This window comes from Stenotrophomonas sp. GW821-FHT02D01, assembly GCF_059421765.1.
In genome coordinates this window covers 285,757-305,703 of record NZ_JBWKVP010000006.1, presented here as the reverse complement: position 1 = coordinate 305,703, position 19,947 = coordinate 285,757, and the positions used below count along the sequence as shown (strand labels likewise).

Sequence of the window (19,947 nt, the reverse complement as noted above, 5' to 3'; positions counted from 1 at the left end):
AGACGCCCTGCCTGTGCAGGGCGTCTGTCGTTGGCCTGCGGCTGGTTCAGACCGGGTGCACGTCGTGCCGGTCCGGTACTGCATCCAGGCCGAAGGTCAGCTGCCAGCTGCGCAGGTCCACTTTGTCGCGGTCGCGGGCTTGCTGACGCGCTGCACGGCTGGCACCAAACAACTTGCCCTGCCCATCGATCAACGGGCGCATGCGCAGCACCTCCGCGTTGTCCGGCTCCGCATCGGCGGCCCGGTCAAGCCAGGTCTTGGCCAGGAAGGCATTGGCAGGCACACCATTGCCGAAGTGGAACACATCGGCCAGGAAGCCTGCCGCCCAGGCCTGCGTCGTGCTGTCGCCGCGCCACCACAGCGGCCCCAGCAGGTCGAACACCGCTTCGCGCTTGTCGTTGTCATCCTCGCCCTGATACAGCAGCACCGCAAGGTTCTTGTGCGCCGGGCGCCATACCCGGTCATGCGGCTCAGCCTCGTCCACGCAGCGCCGATACAACACGCGCGACTGCTGCTGCAGCGCGGGGTCGGGCGTCTGCCTGAAGATCTCGCCCAGCTGCCAGGCGCGGTTGTAGATCACCACCAGGTCGCCGGCAGCAATCGCACGCTCGGTCCACAGCGCCTCCTGCACGGGGTCGGCGTAAGCGGGGAAGTCCTTGCCGGCCACACGCCCGCGGTACAGATCCACCAGCGATGCCATCGACCTCGGGTCGCCGGCGTGCGCGAGCTGCAGCAGCATCTGCAGACCGGCCGGCGCGGAAACCGAGCAGAACAGGTTGGCAGCCACCGTGGACAACTCCACGCCATCTTCGTCGGCCGTCGCCAGCGCTCCCTGCAGGTGCTGCGCGGCCAGGGCGCTGTCCGCGCTGAAGCCGAACAGGCCGGACTGACGACCGGCTGCCAACCACGCAAGGGCATGCGCGCTGTCGGTCCAGTCTTCGACACTGGCGAGCACCTGTGCGAACAGCGCGTCGGCGCCGTCGACGCGTGCAAAATGCGCACAGGCTTCCAGTGCGTTCATGCCCTCATCGACCACACAGCCGGGATCCAACGCGAACGCCTCTGCCAGGCAGTCACGGGCATGCGTCATCCGCATCGGGTCCCAGTTCACCTGGTTTTCCTGCGGTTCGTCGCGGCCGAGGTGGTAGTCCAGCATCGCCCGCCAGCACAGCACCTGTGCCCGCGTTGATGCATCCAGGTGCAGGTCGAGCAGGGCGCGATAGGCCTGCTCCTGTTCGGCGATGGCCTCGGCATCGTCGGCATCCGGGGCGAGCCACAGCCAGTCGCGCTCCTTGACCACACGCAGTCGATTACGCTGCGGAAGCATCAATCGTGCTGCTTCGGGACCGTCGATGAAGTCCTGCATCAGCGCGTGGCTGCCGCCCCAGCGCGGATACAGGTAGTACAGATAGATCTCGAGCACGTCGGCATCATCGGCACGGAACGACAGCGCCAGCTGCAGCCAGTAGTCGGCGGCATACTCGAATGCTTCTTCGCTGCGATGCGCCAGCACAGCGGGCAGGGCGGGAAGTTCATCCAAGGGGGCACCGTAGGGCGCAAGCAATGCGACCGCGGCGGCGAATGCTTCCGGGTCCTGGCGCTGCTGCGCTGTGTACAGATCGGCGCGTCCACCGCGTTGCAGCTGCTGCAACCAGCGCGGCTCGCCCAGATAGCAGGCCATCCGCAGCATCCGCCCCAGTACGAAGGCGGGACGTGGATGGCGTGCGATGGTGTGCAGCCATGCGGCCAGAGCGTGGTCGCGTGCCAGCGCAGCACCGTCCCATTGCGCCTGACGGATCTTCTCGATGGTGTCGGTGGAGCGGATGCGGCCGGCAACCCGGTCCCACAGCGTGCCCAGCACGGCCCACGCGTGCGGGCTGTGTGGCTGTCGTGCGCACCACTGCCGGGCCCGTTCAAGGCGGGCAGGCAGGTCCTGCGCAGGCTCAAGCAGGGTGGCGAGCAGCCAGCCATATCCAAAGCGCGGGGTGCCACCGTCGAGCCACTGTTGCTCCACCTCCCCGAGCAGGCGGTCGACATCATCGAAACGCTCCTGCTGCAGCGCATCGCGTGCTTCGCGGCGCAGGGCCATCGCTTCGTGGGGGGAATGCGGCATGGGTAACAGCGTCCTTGCAGATGATCGGACGCGCATTCTAGGCAATCCGGTGCATGCCTGTTACCGCCTGCAGTGGTGCGGCAGGACGACGCCCCGCAGGTACAGGGCGTCGCGAGGAGTCTACCTGGCGGCAGGCGCGACAGCAGGGGCCAGTTCAGCGAACAGACCGCCGAGCACGCCCATGGTGGCTGTGTCGGCCCCCATGTCTTCGGCGGCGTTGGCAATGGCGATCACGCCACTGTTCTGTGCGGGGAACAGCACCACCCAGGCCAGCCAGTTGCCATCAGAGCCGCCGTGTACCAGCACCGGGCCCTGACGGCCGGCGATCGCCGGCTGCACGCCCCAGTCCAGACCCGATGGGCTGCCCGGTTGCGCGCTCTGCATCATCGTGTAGGGCGCCGGCGTCAACAGCGTGCCCTTGCCGTGACTGCCGGCGAGCTGGTCGATGGCGAACAGTGCCAGGTCCTGCAGGCGCATGTGCAGGTTGCCGGCGGCGGTGTAGATCGGCGGTACCCCGTCATCGGCTTTCTGCGGCGCCCTGGTCACGGGTTTTCCGCCGCGGTGGCCCAGCGGCTGCCCGGCAGTGGTCGGCCCGAAGCCGGCGCCGGTCATCTGCAGCGGTTGGAACACCTCACGCTGGATCAGCGTTTCCACGTCCTTGCCGGTGGCGCGCTCGGCGATCACCGCTGCGATCAGGAAGCCGCTGTTGCTGTAAGCGAATTCGGTTCCCGGCGGGTGCACCGGCGCCTCTGACAACGCAGCCTTGATGTACGCCTCGCGCTGTACGGGCAGGGCATGCGTGTCAGTGAAGAACGCATCCAGCGCGGCACCATCGGTGAGGTTCTCCGGCAGGCCGGCGCGGTGCGACAGCAGCTGCACCAGCGTGACGTTGCGGTAGGCCGGCTGCATCTGTGCCGCCAGGTCGGGCAGCATCGTCGACAGTGGCGCATCCCACTTCAGCACGCCCTGTTCGACCAGACGCGCGATCATCGCCACGGTGATCGGTTTACCGGTCGAGCCGATCATCCAGGCATCGCCGTTGTTGGCGGCCACTTTTTCATCATTGCGGCGTACGCCGCTGACAGCCTGTTCGGCGATCCTGCCGTCGCGTATCACCAGCACTCCCATCGCTGGCGTCGCAGTGCCCTGCAATGCCTGTGCGATGCGTGCCTGCAGGTCATCGGCGGCGCTGGCACTGGTGGCGATGCACAGCAATGAAGCGCCCAGCCATCGGCGCAGGTGGCGCATGGCCCGGGAGGAGGGAGCTGCGGTCCGTTCGGAGATGATCGTGTGCATGGGAGTCCTTTGCGCAGCAGCGTGGGCAGGACCTGCGCCGACGGCATCGGCCCTGCGGGATGCGTCGTCCACCAGTGCCCTGAGCAGGCGAACGAGGTGACGTGCGATTCACTCTTGCATGCTGCCGATGCGGGCGTATGTGTCTGCAGTCATGCAGGTAAGCGGCGCGGCGCGATCACGTTGGCGTGCGTACAGGATCGCGGCGGGCACTGCCCCATGCGGCGATAGGCGCCGGATGGGATTCGAGGGGAAGCAGCGCGAAGTGTCGCGCGTTGCAGGCACGCACCAGATCTTAATGCGATACCGGTGTCGGCCGTCGCCGCGCTGCATGCGCGACGACGGCAGGGGGGCTCAAGCAGCGGGCAACAGCGGTGCCAGCACCGGCTCCAGTTCCTGCTGGCGCCAGCCGGCCAGTGCAGCCGGCCACTGCTGATGCTCCAGATAGCTTTCCAGATGCTTGCGTGAGGCCAGCACGCCGTCGGCCAGCCCGAGTTCGCGGCTGCGTTCGGCCACCGCATCCTGCAGCTTCTTCAGCAGCTGCTTGCTGGCATCGCTGGCCTGCATCGCCAACGGCGCATCGGCTTCGTCGGCCAGCGGCGTGTCCAGCGCCTGCCATACCGCAGCGGCCAGCTTGCGCGGCGCCTTCGGGAACTGTTCGAACAGCTTGCTCACTGCAGCGGCATCGGCTGGCGGGGTGCGTGCCAGGGTGGCGGCCAGTTCGTTGTCCAGGATCCAGCTGCGCGGGCGGTCGCTGGCGCGCGCCTGCACGTCGCGCCAACGCAGCAGGCGCAGCAGGCGGCGCTGCGCGGGCGCGTCCAGGAACTGCGCCGAGCGCATGCCCAGGTGGGGCCAGCGGTCTTCGTCATTTGCCACGCTGGCCAGCAGCCGCTCGCCATCGTCGTGCAGCCACTGCTGGCGCCCCAGCGATTCCAGCTTGGCGGAAATCGCGTCATGCATCGCGAACAGATGCTCGACGTCGTCGGCGGCGTACTTCAGTTGTGAGTCGGACAGCGGCCTGCGCATCCAGTCAGAGCGGGTTTCGCCCTTTTCCAGTGCCACGCCGGTGATCTCCTGCACCAGCTTCTGGTAGCCCATGCCAGCACCGATGCCAGCCAGCGCGGCGCCGATCTGGGTGTCGAACAACGGACGCGGCAGCACGCCACAGGTCCACTTGAACGCCACCAGGTCTTCGCTGGCACTGTGCATGACCTTGGTGATGGATTCATCGGCCAGCCACGGCGCCAAGGCCTCGGGCATGCCGGGAATCAACGGGTCGATCAGCAGGATGTCCTCGCCGACGGCCATCTGCACCAGCGCCAGCTGTGGCCAGAAGGTGCGTTCACGGATGAATTCGGTATCCAGGCCGATGCGGGTCGGCCGCTGCTGGCGGTATGTGTCCAGCTCGGCGGGGGTGGTGATCCAGGTTGCCACGTGTCAGGGCCTACTACTCGGGTTTGCTCAGGCAGGGGAGAATAGCCTAACGTCGGTCCGCATCCGTGCCGAAGGAGGCCCTGCTTGCGTTTTCTGCTGTCGCCCGCGCTGTTTACCGCCTTGGCCGTGAGCCTGGCCGGTTGCACGCCGTCGCCCCCTGCGCAGACCGCCGGTGCCACCGCAGCCCAGCCGGCCGATCCCGCACCAGAGGCCGGTCCGGCGCGTGGTACCGGGCGGGGCACGGTGACCATTGCCGGTGACGACGCGGCCGAGGACATCCAGCAGTGGACGCCGCCGCGGGTCGATCGCGAGGGACGTACGCTGACACAGCTGCGCCGGGCTGCCGACCAGGCATTCGCGCGGGGGCATCTGTATGAAGATGGCGATGCGGCCGTGCCCCTGTGGCTGGCAGTGCAGGAGGAGGAACCCGACGATCGGCAGGCGCGCCTGGGCCTGCAACGCGCGAAACAGAAGCTGCAGCAGCAGGCCGATGCGTTGCTGCAGCGGCCATTGCAGCAGCGTGAGGCGCTGGCCGAAGCCGGGCGCCAGGCGCTGGTGCTGCTGACCCTGGCGCCGAAGGACGAGAAGGCGCGCGCGCTGCAGGGGCGGGTCGAGACCGCGCAGCGTGTGGTCGCCTACAACCGCGCGGGCGAAGACGATCTGCGTGCCGACCGTATCGGCGAAGCGGGGGATGGTGCGATTGGCAACTTCCGTGAGGCACTTGCGCTGGACCCGGCGAATCGTCGCGCGCGGCAGGGCCTGGCAGCTGCTGAAAGTGGGCTGATCCGGCGTGCCGAGGATGCCGCGCGTATCCGCGATTTCGCCAGTGCCGGCGCGTGGTTGGCAGAAGCCAGCAAGGTGCGGGACTCGTCACCAACCATTGCCGATGCGTTCGAGCGCATCGAGCAGATCCGTGCAGCGGCACTGGTCCAGCTGCGCGATGGCGGCCTGCATGATCTGACTACCCCGCAGGGGCTGAAGCCCGCGCGCGAGAAGCTGGCCGAAGCGCTGCGCATTGCCTTGCCGGGGGACGCGGTGGTGGCGCAGCTGCGCGAACGCATCGAACTGGCCACCCATTACGGCAGCTTCCGGCCGGGGCAGGTGTTCAGCGATGCGCTGCGTGATGGCGGCCGTGGACCGCAGATGATCGTGGTGCCGCATGGCGGATTCCAGATGGGCGCCAGTGATACCGAACCGGGCGCAACCGACGCAGAGCGGCCATCGCACTATGTGCGTTTCGAGCGTGGGTACGCGATGGCGATCACCGAGATCACCGTGGGTGACTTCGAGCGCTATGTGAAGGCGACCAATGCCCGCCCACGTGCGACCCGGCGTGGACATTCGGTGGTCTATGACGAGCGCAGCGGCAATTTCATCCGTCGCAGCGGCGTGGACTGGCGGTCCGACTATGACGGCGGGCGGGCACTGGGCAATTCGCCGGTGATGCACGTGAGCGTTCGTGATGCCGAGAACTACGCGAACTGGCTGTCCGAACAGACCGGCCGCAGCTACCGCCTGCCCAGCGAGGCCGAGTTCGAGTACGCGATGCGTGCCGGCAGCAGTGGCCGCTACCCGTGGGGCGATGCCGGGCTGCCACCGGAAGGCAGTGGCAATTACACCGGCAGCAAGGATGTTTCGCCTTCGGGCAGGCATTGGCAGAACGCCTTCGTCGGCTATGGCGATGGTTGGTGGGGACCGGCCCCGGTCGCCAGTTTCCAGGCCAACGCCTTCGGGCTGCATGACATGGGCGGCAATCTGAGCGAGTGGGTGGCCGATTGCTGGCATGCCAGCTATCGGCGCGCGCCGGCTGATGGTGTGGCGTGGTTCAACCCGGGTTGCCGTTCACGGGTGATCCGGGGTGGCAACTGGGCCAACGCGCCGGAGCAGACCCGGGCGGCGTGGCGGCAATCGCAGGATTCGGATACCACCAACGCGCGCATCGGCTTCCGACTGGTGCGAGGGATCTGACGGGCACGACTGGATCGGCGCCGGTTTCACCCGCCGCAGGCAGCGCCGCACTAAGATTGCGCCGTACCCGCCGGCCGGCGGGGTCAGCCGGAAGACCAGCCGATGCGCAACGATCCTTTTTCCCGCTCGCCGCAGCAGCGGCGTGGCCTGTTCGGCAACATCCGCTGGTGGGTGCTGCTGCTGGCCGCCGGCTACGCGGCGTTCTACTGGTTCTCCAACCGTGCGGTCGACCCGTATACCGGCGAGAAGGTGCTGATCGACAGCAGCCTGGACGCCAGCCAGGAGAAGGCGCTGGGCCTGCAGGCCTACCAGCAGATCCTGTCGCAGGAGCGCCCTTTGGGCCCGAATGAACAGGTCTCGCGGGATGTCCGGGCGATTGCTGAGCGACTGATCGCCAAGGTGGACGTGGTCGAAACCGCGCTGGCGCAGGAACACGGGCTGCAGCCGGCACACTTCGCACGCGATTTCGAGTGGGAAGTGAACGTGATTCCGTCCGAGCAGGCCAATGCTTTCTGCCTGCCCGGTGGCAAGATGGCGGTCTACACGGGGCTGATTCCGGTGGCGCGCACCCGCGATGCGATGGCGGTGGTGATGGGCCATGAGATCGCCCACGCATTGCTGCGCCATGGTGCACAGCGCATGGCCCAGCAGAAGCTGACCCAGATCGGCCAGGTAGCCGGCGCCGCCAGTGGCATGGATGCGCAGCAGCAACAGATGATGATGTCGGCGATGGGCTACGGGTACCTGTTGCCGTACGCGCGCAGCCACGAGACGCAGGCCGATGAAGTGGGCCTGATGCTGGCGGCCGCGGCGTGCTTCGACCCGCGCGAGGCGGTGCCGCTGTGGCAGCGCATGGGCCAGGCCGGTGGTGGCCAGTCGCCGCCGGAGTTCGCCTCGACCCACCCCAATCCGGGTACCCGTATCCAGAACCTGCAGGCGTTGATGCCGAAGGCACTGGAGTATCGGCAGAAGTTCTGCGAGCAGGCCAGGTAAAGGGTGGTTTGGCAGGGCTGCGCCCTGCACCTGCCGAAGCGGTAGTGCCGGCCGCTGGCCGGCAACCTCAACAGCAAAAGCTGGCTTCCTGTGGGATGGCGGGGTGGGTCCGGTTGCAGGGGACGCCGTGAACCCGTCCATGGGGGCTTGGCAGCCGCATCCATGCGGCTGACACCCCCGCAACCGGACCCACCCCGCCTTCGACAGATTTTCGCGATCTGTCGGAACGGCATGGCCTGCCCTAGGTGGGTGTCGACCTTGGTCGACACGGTAGATCCACGCCATGCGTGGATGCATTTCGATCAATTGTCGAAATATTCGATCCCGATGGAGATTCATCCACGCATGGCATGGATGTACCAACCGCCACCGGGAAACTCTCGAAGGCGGGGTGGGTCCGGTTGCGGGGGCGTGAGCGCCATGGATGGCGCGACCGAGCTTACATGGACGTACTTGCAGCGTCCCCCGCAACCGGGCCCACCCCGCCATCCCACGGATAGCCAGCTTCTGCCGTTGCTTCGGCTGTTGCCGTTGCTTCTGCGGGTGCAGGGCGCAGCCCTGCCGAACACCCCTTACTTGACCGCAGTCACCTGCACGTCGATCACGCCGTCGCCGACGCGGGCCTGCAGTGCGTCACCTGGTTGCACCTGCTCGATCCGGCGCACCAGCGCGCCATCGTCTGCACGGGTCACGATGCTGTAGCCACGCGCGACGGTCGCCAGCGGACTGACCGCTTCCAGCGAACGTGCAAGGCCACGCAGGCGCAGCGCATCACGCTGCATCAGGCGCTGCAGCGCCGCTTGCGGGCGACCGCCCAACGCGGCAAGGCGACGTCGCAGCGCCTCCATCTGCCGCTGCGGATGATGGCCCCGCAACACTGCAGCGGCGTGGCGCAAACGGGCTGCGCGACGCTCCTGCTGCTGGTTGTGCGCCGCATGCAAGCGACGTCCGAGGTCCAGCTGACGACGGCGCAGCAGATCCAGTCGTGCCTGCGGACTCTGTGCGTTCAAGCGCAGCAGTGCGCGATCAGCGCGCTGCATGGCCTGCTGCATGGCGTGGCGTTGCAACTGCACCATGCGAGCCGCGTTGCGGCGCAGGCGCAGGGCCAGGTCGCGCTGATCGGGTACCAGCAGTTCCGCGGCCACCGATGGCGTAGGCGCGCGCAGGTCAGCAGCGAAATCGCTGAGACTGAAGTCGGTTTCGTGACCCACCGCCGAGACCACCGGCGTGCCGCTGGCGGCGATTGCGCGGGCCAGCGCTTCATCGTTGAACGCCCACAGGTCTTCCAGCGAGCCACCACCACGGGTCAGCAGGATCACGTCGTAGCGGCCGCTGGCATCGGCGGCCTGCAGCAGGCGGGTGATCTGCGCGGCAGCGGTTGCGCCCTGTACCAGCGTCGGCAGCAGATCCACTTCCAGCAACGGGAAGCGGCGGCCGAGCACGCTCAGCACATCGCGCACGGCGGCACCGGTGGGCGAGGTGATCACCGCCAGGCGCTGCACGTGGGCCGGCATCGACCGCTTGCGGGCCGGGTCGAACAGTCCCTCGGCTTCCAGTCGCGCCTTCAGTTCTTCGAACGCGCGACGCAGTGCGCCTTCGCCGGCTTCCTCCATGTGGTCCAGCACCATCTGGTACTCGCCACGGGCGTCGTACAGGGTCACCTTGCCGCGCACCAGCACGCGCATGCCCTCGCGCGGCACGAACTTCAGGTATTGCGCCTTCATCCTGAACATCGCAGCGCGCAACTGCGCACGCGCGTCCTTCAGGGTGAAATACAGATGGCCGGACGCCGGCCGCGCCACGCTGCCCAGTTCGGCTTCCACCCAGATCGCCGGGAAGCTGCCTTCCAGCAGGTCGCGCGCCAGGGTGTTGAGCTGGCTGGGGGTGAGGACGTCGTTGTTGCGTGGCTGCATGGTTACGGCGTGGGGCAGATGGAGCAGGGGGTTCAGGATCGCACGTCAGCGCTGGCCGTGCTGGGCCAGTGCCCATTGCACGTGTTCGCGGACTACGGGCGAAGCATCCTCGGCGTGCGTCTGCAGCGCCGACAGCGTCTCTGCCGTGGTTGGCGCATTGCCCAGCGCCACGGCGATGTTGCGCAGCCAGCGCTCATGGCCACTGCGGCGGATCGGGCTGCCTTCGGTACGGCGCAGGAATTCAGCTTCGTCCCATGCGAACAACTGGTCCAGGCGTGCGGTGTCCAGGTTGTTGCGGGCGCGGAAGTCAGCCTCGTCGGTGCGCTTGGCGAACTTGTTCCAGGGGCAGACCAGCTGGCAGTCGTCGCAGCCATAGATGCGGTTGCCGATCAGCGGTCGCATCTCCACTGGAATCGCACCGTCATGCTCGATGGTCAGGTAGGAGATGCAGCGGCGCGCATCCAGCCGCTGCGGGGCGGTGATGGCCTGGGTCGGGCAGACGTCGATGCAGCGGGTACAGGTGCCGCAGTGCGCGCTGGCCGGCGTGTCGATCGGCAGCGGCAGGTCGATGTAGATCTCGCCGATGAAGAACCACGAGCCGCCGTGGCGGTCGATCAGGCAGGTGTGCTTGCCGATCCAGCCCAGCCCCGCGTTGCGTGCCAGCGCGCGTTCCAGCACTGGCGCCGAATCGACGAAGACGCGGTAGCCCAGCGGCGCCACCTCATCGTTGATCTGCGTGGCCAGCTTCTGCAGGCGGTTGCGCATCAGCTTGTGGTAATCGCGGCCGAGCGCGTAGCGGGCGACGTAGGCGCGCCCCGGATCGGCCAGGGTCGCCCACGCTTCGGTGTCGTCCCTGTGGCTGTAGTCCATGCCTACCGAGATCACCCGCACGGTGCCGGGAAGCAGTTCTGCCGGGCGCGCGCGCAGGGTGCCGTGGCGTGCCATCCAGTCCATCGTGCCGTACAGGCCCTGGGCCAGCCAGTCGGCCAGGTGCGCCTCGTCCTCGCCCAGTTCGATGCCGGCGATACCGCAGCGCTGGAAGCCATGCGCGCGCGCCAGATCGCGGATGCGCTGTACGGCCAGGGCCGGATCGAGGGGGGCAGGGACGGGGGACATGTGCACCAGTATAAAATCCCCGCATGGCCAACCTCGCCGATCTGTTCGATTCCCGTGCCGCACGCACACTCGATGCCCAGGCCTCCGCGCTGGCAGGCGATGGTGGCTGGGGCCTGATGGCCCAGGCGGGCCAGGCGGCCTGGCAGAGCCTGCTGCAGCACTGGCCGCAGGCGCGGCGGATCGGCGTGGTGGTTGGCAGCGGCAACAATGGCGGCGATGGCTATGTGCTGGCCTGTCATGCGCTGCAGGCCGGGCGGCAGGTGCAGCTGATCGCGCTGCCGGGCAGCCCACCTTCCACGGCGTTGGCGCAGCGTGCCGCAGCGGATTTCAGGTCCGTGGGCGGCACCGTCACTGATTTCAACGGCGAACTGGCCCAGGCCGATATATGGGTCGATGCCCTGTTCGGCCTTGGCTTCTCCCGGGCACCAGAGGGCGCGGCACTGGCCTTGATCGAGGCGCTGAACGCGCAGCAGGCGCCGGTGTTGGCGTTGGACGTACCCAGCGGTGTCGACGCCGACCATGGCTGCGTGCCGGGCGCAGCCGTACGCGCGGCCCTGACAGTGCAGTTCATCGTCGCCCACTGCGGCCTGTACACCGGCGACGCACTGGAATACACCGGGCGCAGGCACCTGGCACCACTGACGCTGGCCGATGCTGCGTGGCAGGGTGTCGTCGCTGCTGCAGAGTGCTGGACGCAGTCGCGCCTGCCCGATCTGCTGCCGCCGCGCCGTGCCAACAGCCACAAGGGTGAATCCGGCCATGTGCTGTGCGTGGGCGGCAACCATGGCAGCGGCGGTGCCATCGCGATGGCCGCCGAAGCTGCGCTGCGCGCTGGCGCGGGCCTGCTGAGCATCGGCACCCGCCGGGACCATGTCGGCCCGCTGCTGGCGAGGTTGCCTGAAGCGATGACGCACGCGCTGGAAGATGGCGCGGCGCTGCCGGCGTTGCTGGCAAAAGCCAGGGTGGTGGCGATCGGCCCGGGCCTGGGCCAGGACGAATGGGCGCGCGCGCTGTATGCGCGTGTGCTGCAGTCAGGCCTGCCGCTGGTGATCGACGCCGATGCGTTGAACCTGCTGGCGCAGGATGCACATGCGCTGCCCGATGCGATCCTGACCCCGCACCCCGGCGAAGCCGCGCGCCTGCTGGAAACCACCACGGCGGCAGTCCAGGCCGATCGCTATGCCAGCGCGCAGACGCTGGCCGAGCGCTATCACGCAGTGGTGGTGCTGAAGGGGGCGGGCAGCATCGTCGCCGCGCCCGGCCACGCACCGCGACTGATTGCGGCGGGCAACCCTGGAATGGCGGTGGGTGGCATGGGTGACCTGTTGACCGGCATCATCGCCAGCCTGCGCGCGCAGGGCCTGCCTGCGTTCGATGCGGCGGCAGGCGGTGCGCTGCTGCATGCCCTGGCCGGCGATGTCGCCGCCGCCGACGGTGCCCGCGGCCTGCTTCCCACTGATCTGCTGGCGCCCCTGCGGCGGCTGGCCAACCCGGAACGTTCCCGATGACCGAATTCTTCCTTGCTGACAGCAACGCCACCGAACTGCTGGGGCAATGGCTGGCAGCCACCCGTCCGCCGCAGGCGCTGGTCGAGCTGCGCGGTGATCTTGGCGCCGGCAAATCGACCACGGCGCGCGCGCTGTTGCGGGCGCTGGGCGTGCAGGGGGCGATCCGCAGCCCCACCTATACCCTGGTCGAGCGCTATCCGTTGTCCAGTGGCGGCGAGGCCTGGCACATGGACCTGTATCGCATCGGCCAGGCTGGCGAGCTGGATTTCCTCGGGCTGGACGAGGGCAGTGCCGTGCTGTGGCTGGTCGAATGGCCAGAGCGCGGTGCCGGTGCGCTGCCGCCAACCGATCTGGTGGTAGCACTGGAGATTGAAGGCCACGGGCGTCGCGTGCGTCTCACTGGCATCAGCGACACGGGGCGTGAATGGCTGCAGCGGCTTCCCGAAGGTGGCGACTTGCAGGCCCTTTCTGTCGGCTGACGAGAACAAACACCGGCAGGTTACGGATTATTAAGGAAAAAGGTGTTGCATTCCGTTCAGTGCGGTGATTGAATCCTGAGTCATGCGCCCGGGGAATCGACTCATTGCCATCTGTGCCGCCGTCGGACTTGGTCTGGCGAGCGTCAGTGCGTGGGCCGGTGAGGTCCGCCAGGTGCTGCTCAATACCGGTGCGACCGGAACCCGCGCGGAAATCGCGCTGGTCGGTAGTGGTGGCTACAAGACCCTGTCGCTGGCCGGCCCGAACCGGCTGGTGGTCGATTTCCCCGATTCCAGCGCGGTGCGCAACCTGAAGATGCCGTCGCCGCAGGGCGTGGTGACTGCGGTGCGGACCGGGCAGCCGGTGCCGGGCACTTTCCGTGTCGTATTCGACCTGGCCGAGACGGTCGCCCCCTTCCGCCCGCAGATGCAGCGCGAAGGCAATGAATCCAAGCTGGTGATCGAGTGGCCGGGCGATGGCCCGGCCGTGGCCGCCAGTCGCCCCGCGCCGACGCCTGCGCCGACGCAGCCGCCAGCGGCATCTTCGGTGAGTCCGGCTGCGGTCCCGGGCCCGACCCCGGCACAAACCGCACAGTCCCGTGGTGATGCCGCGCGAGCCACTGCGCTGTTGACCGCGCAGGTCCAGCAGCAGGCCAGTGCCAGCGCTGCGGCACCCGCCGCGCCGACCCCGGCGCCGAGCACCACCCCGGTGCAGATGGCGGCAGCGGGCACCACCGCCAGCAGCACCCCGACGTCGTCGCCGGCAGCGATCCTGGCTGGTCAGGCCACCACTGCAGTTGTGGCCACCCAGCCGAAGCCGGTGCCGACACCTGTTGCGCCGACCGAGTCGCCGCGTCCGACCATGCCCAGCGATGCCTCGCGCATCCGCATGCAGCCGGGCATGCGTCACCTGGTGGTGGCGATCGATCCGGGCCACGGCGGTCAGGATCCGGGCGCCATCGGCCCGACCGGCAAGCGCGAGAAGGATGTCACCCTGGCGGTGGCGCGTGAATTGGCTCGCCAGGTCAACGCTACGCCTGGCCTGAAAGCCTTCCTCACCCGCGACAGCGATGTGTTCATCCCGCTGCCGATGCGTGCGCAGAAGGCGCGTGCGAACAAGGCCGACATCTTCATTTCGATCCATGCCGACGCCGCCGAAAACCGCTCGGCCACCGGTTCGTCGGTGTATGTGCTGTCGACCAAGGGCGCGTCTTCGCAGCGTGCACGCTGGCTGGCGGATAAGGAAAACGCGGCCGATCTGGTCGGTGGCGTGCGCCTGCAGCAGACCGAAGGCACGCTGGCCAACGTCCTGCTGGACCTGGCCCAGAGCGGCTACATGAAATCCTCCGAGGACGCAGCTGGGCACGTGCTGGGCGGCCTGAAGCGTATCGGCAACAACCACAAGCCGAACATCGAGCGCGCCAACTTCGCCGTGCTGCGCACTTCGGACATGCCGGCGATGCTGGTGGAAACCGCGTTCATCTCCAACCCGGATGAAGAGCGCCGCCTGATCGACCCGGCCTACCAGCGCAAGGTCGCCGGCGCGGTGCTGGACGGCGTGCACACGTTCTTCAGCCGCCAACCGCCGCCGGGCACGTTGTACGCCGCGCGCGCGCAGGCCGAGATCGACGCTGCAAGCACCGTGGCGGGCGGCAGCAAGTAACTCGCTGGATCGCCCGCGTCCGCTAGAGCCAGGCCACGCCTGGCTGGCGCCGCGTACGGTGGATCTCGACTCTACCTGGCGCCGCTCCGCTATCATCGTGGCATGACGTCTGCCTGCCTTGCCTGCCCATGAACGCGCCCGATCCGCGTCCGATCCGGCCGTTGCCGGAAATCCTGATCAACCAGATCGCCGCCGGTGAAGTGGTCGAACGACCCGCATCGGTGGTCAAGGAACTGGTTGAGAACGCGATCGATGCCGGCGCCAGCCGCGTCGATATCGAGCTGGAAGAAGGCGGTGTGCGCCTGATCCGCATCCGCGACAACGGCAGCGGCATTGCCGCAGAGCAGTTGCCGCTGGCGGTTTCGCGGCACGCCACCAGCAAGATCGCCAACCTGGACGAACTGGAAGCGGTGGCCACGCTGGGTTTCCGTGGCGAAGCGCTGCCGTCGATCGCTTCGGTCAGCCGTTTCACCCTGTCCTCGCGCCGTGCCCATGATGAGCACGGTTCGGCACTGCAGATCGAAGGTGGGAAGATCGGCGAGGTGACCCCGCGCGCGCATGCGCCGGGCACCACGGTGGAAGTGCGCGAGTTGTTCTACAACGTGCCGGCGCGGCGCAAATTCCTGCGCGCCGAGCGCACCGAGCTGGGGCATATCGAAGAGTGGCTGCGTTCGTTGGCGCTGGCCCGTCCCGATGTCGAGCTGCGTGTCTCGCACAACGGCAAGGCCTCGCGTCGCTACAAGCCGGGCGACCTGTATTCGGACGTGCGCCTGGCCGAGACCCTGGGCGAGGACTTCGCCAACCAGGCCGTGCGCGTGGACCACAGCAGTGCCGGCCTGCGCCTGCATGGCTGGATCGCGCAGCCGCATTATTCGCGCGCCAGCACCGATCAGCAGTACCTGTACGTCAACGGACGTTCGGTACGTGACCGCAGTGTCGCCCATGCAGTGAAGATGGCCTACGGCGACGTGCTGTATCACGGCCGCCAGCCAGCGTATGTGCTGTTCCTGGAGCTGGACCCGACGCGCGTCGATGTGAACGTGCATCCGGCCAAGCATGAGGTGCGCTTCCGCGATTCGCGGCTGGTGCATGACTTCGTCTACCGCACCCTGAAGGATGCACTGGCAGACACCCGTGCCGGCATGACCGCGCAGGAGATCGGTGCCGGCGCGGCGCCTCCGGCCGAAGGCGGCAGCGCATCTGCGATGCCGGGGGCCACGGCCTCCAGCTTCGGCTACGTGCGCGGTCCGGCACCCGGCGCGGGGCAGGGCGGAAGTGGTGGTTTTTCCGGTTGGCGATCCCAGCAGCCGCTGGGCCTGCAGGTGGCCGATGCACCTGCAGCCTACGCTGCACTGTATGCCTCGCCTGCGGGTGCCGAGCGCGGTGCGGCACTACCGCCGATGCCGATGGAGAACGGACTGCCGGTCACCAGTGCCGACGCCGGGGTGCCGCCGCTGGGCTACGCCGTTGCCCAGCTGCATGGCATCTACATCCTGGCCGAGAACGCTGAAGGCCTGATCGTGGTCGACATGCATGCGGCGCACGAACGCATCGGCTACGAGCGGTTGAAGAATGCGCACGATGGCATCGGCCTGCAGTCGCAGCCGTTGCTGGTGCCGATCACCCTGGCGGTGGGCGAGCGCGAAGCCGACACCGCTGAAGCGGAGGCCGATACGCTGGCCGCCCTCGGGTTCGAGATCACCCGCGCCGGACCGGGCGCGCTGCACGTGCGCAGCATCCCGGCGCTGCTGGCCCATGCCGAACCCGAAGGCCTGCTGCGCGATGTGTTGACCGACCTGCGCGAGCACGGCCAGAGCCGTCGCATCGCTACTGCGCGCGATGAGCTGCTGTCGACCATGGCCTGCCATGGTGCAGTGCGTGCCAACCGGCGCCTGACCGTGCCGGAAATGAACGCGCTGCTGCGCGACATGGAAATCACTGAAAGGTCCGGCCAGTGCAACCATGGCCGACCGACCTGGGCCCGTTTTTCGCTGGCGGAAATCGACCGCTGGTTCCTGCGCGGACGTTGAGGGGAGCACCGATGCGATTTTGGGGAATGGGCGGCCTGATGGCGGCCCTGTTGCTGGCGGCCTGCAGCCCGGCATCGACGCCGGCGCCAGCCGTCGTTGAGGATCCGGCATTCGCCGCGCAGCAACAGCAATGGCGGGTACTGCGTTACCAGGACCTGACCCGGGCCGATGGGTGGACCGCATTGGTCGGCCTGCACTGGTTGCAGAACCGATCGCACTTTGTCGGCAGTGGCGCCACCAGCGGCATCCGCCTGGCGGTGGGGCCGGCCAGGCTGGGGCTGCTGCGCCGTGAAGGTGACCAGTGGTGGTTCACGCCGGAGTCCGGCACGGATGTCACCCTCGACGGACAGCCTGTGCGCGGGCGTGTCCGCATGGATACCGACAAGGATCCGCAGCCGACCCTGCTGGCCTTCGATGGTGGCAAAGGCCAGCTCAGCCTGATCCGTCGCGGCCCGCGCGATGCGCTGCGGGTCAAGCATGCCGATGCACCCGCGCGCCGCGATTTCGCCGGCCTGCAGTACTGGCCTGGTGGCCCGCAATGGCAGGTGCAGGCGCGCTTCATCGCCCATCCACCAGGCAAGACCCTGCCGATCGTGGACATCACCGGCCTGACCACCGAGATGCCCAACGCCGGTGCCGTGGAATTCGATCGTGACGGCCGCAGCTGGCGGCTGGAAGCGATCGGCGAGCCTGGGCAGCCGCTGTTCCTGATCTTTGCCGACCGTACCAGTGGCCACGGCAGCTATCCTGCCGGCCGCTATCTGGATACCGATGCGCCCACCGCCGACGGCCACGTGGCGATCGACTTCAACCACGCCCACAACCCACCGTGCGCGTTCACCGCTTATGCGACCTGCCCGTTGGCACCGCCGGAGAACCGCCTGGATCTGCGCGTGGAAGCGGGTGAGAAGGCGTATCACCTGCCCGAAGGAGAGGGCTGAACATGTTGATGAAACTGTTGTTGCGCAGTGCCGTTTTTCTCGCTGCCTGCGCCGCCGGTCCGTTGGCCGTCGCGCGTGATGCGCCGGCCGAAGCCACGGCCGGCAAGCCGCCGGTGCCGCTGCTGTGGAAGGTCACCGGGCAGGGAGATGCGCGCCTGTACCTGCTGGGCTCCTTCCATCTGTTGAAGCCGCAGGACTATCCGCTGTCGACCGATGTCGAGCAGGCCTTTGAAGCCTCGCAGCGCGTGCTCTTCGAGGTGACGCCAGAGGAACTGCAATCGCCGCAGATGGCCAGCCAGATGATGCAGGTCGCTATCCGCAAGGATGGCAGCGAGCTGAAGCGTGACCTGGATGCGCCGACCTGGCAGAAGCTGCAGGCCTATGCGACGCAGAACAAACTGCCGTTGGCCCAGTTGCAGGGCATGAAAGCGTGGTTTGTCGGTTTGACCATCACCGTGGCGCAGATGCAGAAGCTGGGCCTGGATCCTGAGCTGGGGCTGGACCGGCATTTCATGCAGCGGGCGCAGAAGGCGGGCAAGAAGACCGCAGGCCTGGAAGACATATCCAGTCAGATCAACCTGCTGGATGGCATGAGCGTGCAGGAGCAGCGGCAGATGCTGTCCGAGGCGCTGGACGAAGCGGGCAAGGGCGATGGCCAGGCGCAGATGCTGCATGAGGCCTGGCGCCGCGGCGACGATCGCCTGCTGTGGAACCGGATGGGCGTGGAGATGCGCCAGAAGTATCCGCAGCTGTACCAGCGCATCAATACCGACCGCAACGAAGCGTGGGTGCCCAAGCTGCTGCCGTACCTGCAGGCCGGGCAGGGCGGCACGCTGGTGGTGGTGGGCGGCCTGCACCTGCTGGGCAACGACGGCGTGGTCGAGAAGCTGCGGGCGAAGGGGTACAAGGTCGAGCGGGTGTGCTCGGCATGCAAGACGAAACGTCCGTAGATCCACGCCACGCATGGCGGCGTTGAAAACAAAACGGCGCGCCCATGGCGCGCCGTTTTTGTATCAGCCGGGCCGATCGCCTCAGCGGCGGGTCTTGCCGCCGGTCCCCGCGCCACTGGTGGGGTCGCTCGGCTTGCCGGCCGCGCCGGTGCCGGTGCCCGTTCCGGTGCCACCCGGACGCGGGCCACCGAAACCGCTGCCCATGTTGCGCTGGAACTCCTGCCACAACTCCAGGTTGCGCTCGGTCAGCTGGTTCATCATCGCCCACGGCGTCTGCCCCAGCAGGTTGCCCATCTGCTGGCGGAACTGCTGCTGCTGGTCGAGGAAGACCTGCATGCTGCGCTCCAGGTAGTTGCCCATGAAGCCCTGCAGGGAATCGCCGTAGAAGCGGATCAGCTGGCTCAGCAGCTGGGTGGAGAGCATCGGTTCACCGTCCTGCTCCTGGTCGGCGATGATCTGCAGCAGGACCGATCGGGTCAGGTCGTCGCCGCTCTTGGCGTCGCGGACTTCGAAGTCTTCGCCGTCGAGGATCAGCTGACGCACGTCCTCGATGGTGATGTAGCTGGAGATCTCGGTGTCGTACAGACGGCGGTTCGGATACTTCTTGATGATGCGGGTCGCAGCCATGAAGCGGTACTCGTCACAGTAGACGCGCAGCATGGCGCAGTGCAGCAGCGGTTGCAACCGCCCCAGCCCCCGCCAGGCTTGGCTTTCCGTCGCCGGAATGTTGCGCAGCAAGGCTTTGCGTGCTGCGCAGCATGACCAACGGCAGGGTGCAGCACGGGCTTTCAGGCCCTGGCGCCGTTTACCACCCCATATGGTGGCCGCCGTTGATGTCCAGGTTGCTGCCGGTGATCCACGCGGCCTCTTCGGCTACCAGGAAGGACACGCCATAGGCGATTTCTTCCGGCTTGCCCAGGCGCCCGGTCGGGATGTCGGCGATGATCTTGGCGCGCACTTCCTCGGGCACTGCCATCACCATGTCGGTGGCCACATAGCCGGGCGAGATCGTGTTCACGGTGATGCCGAAGCCTGCATTCTCGCGGGCCAGCGAGATGGTGAAGCCATGCATGCCGGCCTTGGCGGCGGCGTAGTTGGCCTGTCCGTATTGGCCCTTCAGGCCGTTGATCGAACTGATCTGGATGACCCGGCCCCAGCCGCGTCGACGCATGCCTTCGATGACCGGGCGGGTGACGTTGAACACCGAATTGAGGTTGGTGTTGATCACATCGTGCCACTGTTCCGCGCGCATGCGGTGGAAGGTGGTGTCGCGGGTGATGCCGGCGTTGTTGACCAGGATCTCGACCGGGCCCAGTTCGGCCTCGACCGCGCGGATCAGGCCTTCGGCGCTGGCAGAGTCGGAGACATCGCCCGGGAAGATCGCCACGTGGTAGCCGCGTTCGCTCATGGTCTGCTGCCAGGCGCGGGCCTTGGCCTCATCGCGGTAGTTGGTGGCGACGCGGTGGCCCTGGTCGGCCAGGCGTTGGCAGATGGCGGTACCGATGCCGCCGGTTCCGCCGGTGACCAGTGCGACGCGAGATGTCATGGA

The 19,947-nt window shown here is 67.6% G+C and carries 15 protein-coding genes; 8 read left to right on the top strand and 7 right to left on the bottom strand.

Annotated features, from left to right (window positions below; translation table 11 throughout):
* Positions 1–46: 46 nt before the first annotated feature.
* From AC07UW_RS14570 to rnd, 3 genes are all read right to left on the bottom strand, one after another.
* The gene (locus AC07UW_RS14570; protein WP_495212294.1) at positions 47–2,113 is read right to left on the bottom strand and encodes a DUF4034 domain-containing protein; all 2,067 of its coding nucleotides are present in this window, start codon (positions 2,111–2,113) and stop codon (positions 47–49) included.
* A gap of 120 nt (positions 2,114–2,233) precedes the next feature.
* Entirely contained in the window at positions 2,234–3,409 is a 1,176-nt protein-coding gene (locus tag AC07UW_RS14565; RefSeq protein WP_495212293.1) for a serine hydrolase domain-containing protein, read from the bottom strand.
* Between the two features lie 351 nt (positions 3,410–3,760).
* Positions 3,761–4,840 (bottom strand): ribonuclease D, encoded by a 1,080-nt coding sequence (gene rnd / locus AC07UW_RS14560; protein ID WP_495212292.1) that lies wholly within the window; start codon positions 4,838–4,840, stop codon positions 3,761–3,763.
* 84 nt (positions 4,841–4,924) lie between these two features.
* On the opposite strand from rnd, the gene AC07UW_RS14555 reads away from it, so the two are divergent.
* Together AC07UW_RS14555 and AC07UW_RS14550 are read left to right on the top strand one after the other, a co-directional pair.
* Positions 4,925–6,808, top strand: a complete 1,884-nt coding sequence (locus tag AC07UW_RS14555; RefSeq protein WP_495212291.1) for a formylglycine-generating enzyme family protein — start codon at positions 4,925–4,927, stop codon at positions 6,806–6,808.
* A 102-nt stretch (positions 6,809–6,910) separates the two neighbouring features.
* Entirely contained in the window at positions 6,911–7,801 is an 891-nt protein-coding gene (locus AC07UW_RS14550) for a M48 family metallopeptidase (protein WP_025876363.1), read from the top strand.
* 572 nt (positions 7,802–8,373) lie between these two features.
* Here AC07UW_RS14550 and xseA read toward each other — a convergent pair.
* Positions 8,374–9,714: an exodeoxyribonuclease VII large subunit gene (gene xseA, locus AC07UW_RS14545; RefSeq protein WP_495212290.1), complete on the bottom strand. Its 1,341-nt coding sequence runs from the start codon at positions 9,712–9,714 to the stop codon at positions 8,374–8,376.
* 45 nt (positions 9,715–9,759) lie between these two features.
* Positions 9,760–10,830, bottom strand: a complete 1,071-nt coding sequence (gene queG, locus AC07UW_RS14540) for a tRNA epoxyqueuosine(34) reductase QueG (RefSeq protein WP_495212289.1) — start codon at positions 10,828–10,830, stop codon at positions 9,760–9,762.
* A gap of 23 nt (positions 10,831–10,853) precedes the next feature.
* Here queG and AC07UW_RS14535 point away from each other — a divergent pair, with 23 nt between their 5' ends.
* From AC07UW_RS14535 to AC07UW_RS14510, 6 genes are all read left to right on the top strand, one after another.
* Entirely contained in the window at positions 10,854–12,338 is a 1,485-nt protein-coding gene (locus AC07UW_RS14535; RefSeq protein ID WP_495212288.1) for an NAD(P)H-hydrate dehydratase, read from the top strand.
* Positions 12,335–12,817, top strand: a complete 483-nt coding sequence (gene tsaE / locus AC07UW_RS14530) for a tRNA (adenosine(37)-N6)-threonylcarbamoyltransferase complex ATPase subunit type 1 TsaE (protein ID WP_495212287.1) — start codon at positions 12,335–12,337, stop codon at positions 12,815–12,817. Before AC07UW_RS14535 ends, tsaE begins: the two co-directional genes overlap by 4 nt.
* 82 nt (positions 12,818–12,899) lie before the next feature.
* On the top strand, positions 12,900–14,477 hold the full coding sequence (locus AC07UW_RS14525; RefSeq protein ID WP_248149232.1) for an N-acetylmuramoyl-L-alanine amidase: 1,578 nt from the start codon (positions 12,900–12,902) through the stop codon (positions 14,475–14,477).
* 128 nt (positions 14,478–14,605) lie between these two features.
* Positions 14,606–16,507, top strand: a complete 1,902-nt coding sequence (gene mutL / locus AC07UW_RS14520; RefSeq protein ID WP_495212286.1) for a DNA mismatch repair endonuclease MutL — start codon at positions 14,606–14,608, stop codon at positions 16,505–16,507.
* A gap of 11 nt (positions 16,508–16,518) precedes the next feature.
* On the top strand, positions 16,519–17,448 hold the full coding sequence (locus AC07UW_RS14515; protein WP_442244055.1) for a DUF1684 domain-containing protein: 930 nt from the start codon (positions 16,519–16,521) through the stop codon (positions 17,446–17,448).
* 2 nt (positions 17,449–17,450) lie between these two features.
* Positions 17,451–18,398, top strand: coding sequence for a TraB/GumN family protein (locus AC07UW_RS14510; RefSeq protein ID WP_495212285.1), 948 nt, complete (start codon positions 17,451–17,453; stop codon positions 18,396–18,398).
* Between the two features lie 81 nt (positions 18,399–18,479).
* Here AC07UW_RS14510 and phaR read toward each other — a convergent pair whose 3' ends face one another.
* Both phaR and phbB read right to left on the bottom strand, forming a co-directional pair.
* Positions 18,480–19,025 carry a polyhydroxyalkanoate synthesis repressor PhaR gene (gene phaR, locus AC07UW_RS14505; RefSeq protein WP_223497283.1) on the bottom strand — a complete coding sequence of 182 codons (546 nt, stop codon included), beginning with the start codon at positions 19,023–19,025 and terminating at the stop codon, positions 18,480–18,482.
* A 178-nt stretch (positions 19,026–19,203) separates the two neighbouring features.
* Positions 19,204–19,944, bottom strand: a complete 741-nt coding sequence (gene phbB / locus AC07UW_RS14500; RefSeq protein ID WP_223495807.1) for an acetoacetyl-CoA reductase — start codon at positions 19,942–19,944, stop codon at positions 19,204–19,206.
* Between the last annotated feature and the right edge of the window lie 3 nt (positions 19,945–19,947).

What these genes read in the sequence shown, in the direction of transcription:
- AC07UW_RS14570 (WP_495212294.1), bottom strand. Translation starts at nt 2,113, where the DNA reads ATGCCGCATTCCCCCCACGAAGCGATGGCCCTGCGCCGCGAAGCACGC.
- AC07UW_RS14565 (WP_495212293.1), bottom strand. Translation starts at nt 3,409, where the DNA reads ATGCACACGATCATCTCCGAACGGACCGCAGCTCCCTCCTCCCGGGCC.
- AC07UW_RS14550 (WP_025876363.1), top strand. Translation starts at nt 6,911, where the DNA reads ATGCGCAACGATCCTTTTTCCCGCTCGCCGCAGCAGCGGCGTGGCCTG.
- xseA (WP_495212290.1), bottom strand. Translation starts at nt 9,714, where the DNA reads ATGCAGCCACGCAACAACGACGTCCTCACCCCCAGCCAGCTCAACACC.
- queG (WP_495212289.1), bottom strand. Translation starts at nt 10,830, where the DNA reads ATGTCCCCCGTCCCTGCCCCCCTCGATCCGGCCCTGGCCGTACAGCGC.
- AC07UW_RS14535 (WP_495212288.1), top strand. Translation starts at nt 10,854, where the DNA reads ATGGCCAACCTCGCCGATCTGTTCGATTCCCGTGCCGCACGCACACTC.
- tsaE (WP_495212287.1), top strand. Translation starts at nt 12,335, where the DNA reads ATGACCGAATTCTTCCTTGCTGACAGCAACGCCACCGAACTGCTGGGG.
- AC07UW_RS14525 (WP_248149232.1), top strand. Translation starts at nt 12,900, where the DNA reads ATGCGCCCGGGGAATCGACTCATTGCCATCTGTGCCGCCGTCGGACTT.
- mutL (WP_495212286.1), top strand. Translation starts at nt 14,606, where the DNA reads ATGAACGCGCCCGATCCGCGTCCGATCCGGCCGTTGCCGGAAATCCTG.
- AC07UW_RS14515 (WP_442244055.1), top strand. Translation starts at nt 16,519, where the DNA reads ATGCGATTTTGGGGAATGGGCGGCCTGATGGCGGCCCTGTTGCTGGCG.
- AC07UW_RS14510 (WP_495212285.1), top strand. Translation starts at nt 17,451, where the DNA reads ATGTTGATGAAACTGTTGTTGCGCAGTGCCGTTTTTCTCGCTGCCTGC.
- phaR (WP_223497283.1), bottom strand. Translation starts at nt 19,025, where the DNA reads ATGGCTGCGACCCGCATCATCAAGAAGTATCCGAACCGCCGTCTGTAC.
- phbB (WP_223495807.1), bottom strand. Translation starts at nt 19,944, where the DNA reads ATGACATCTCGCGTCGCACTGGTCACCGGCGGAACCGGCGGCATCGGT.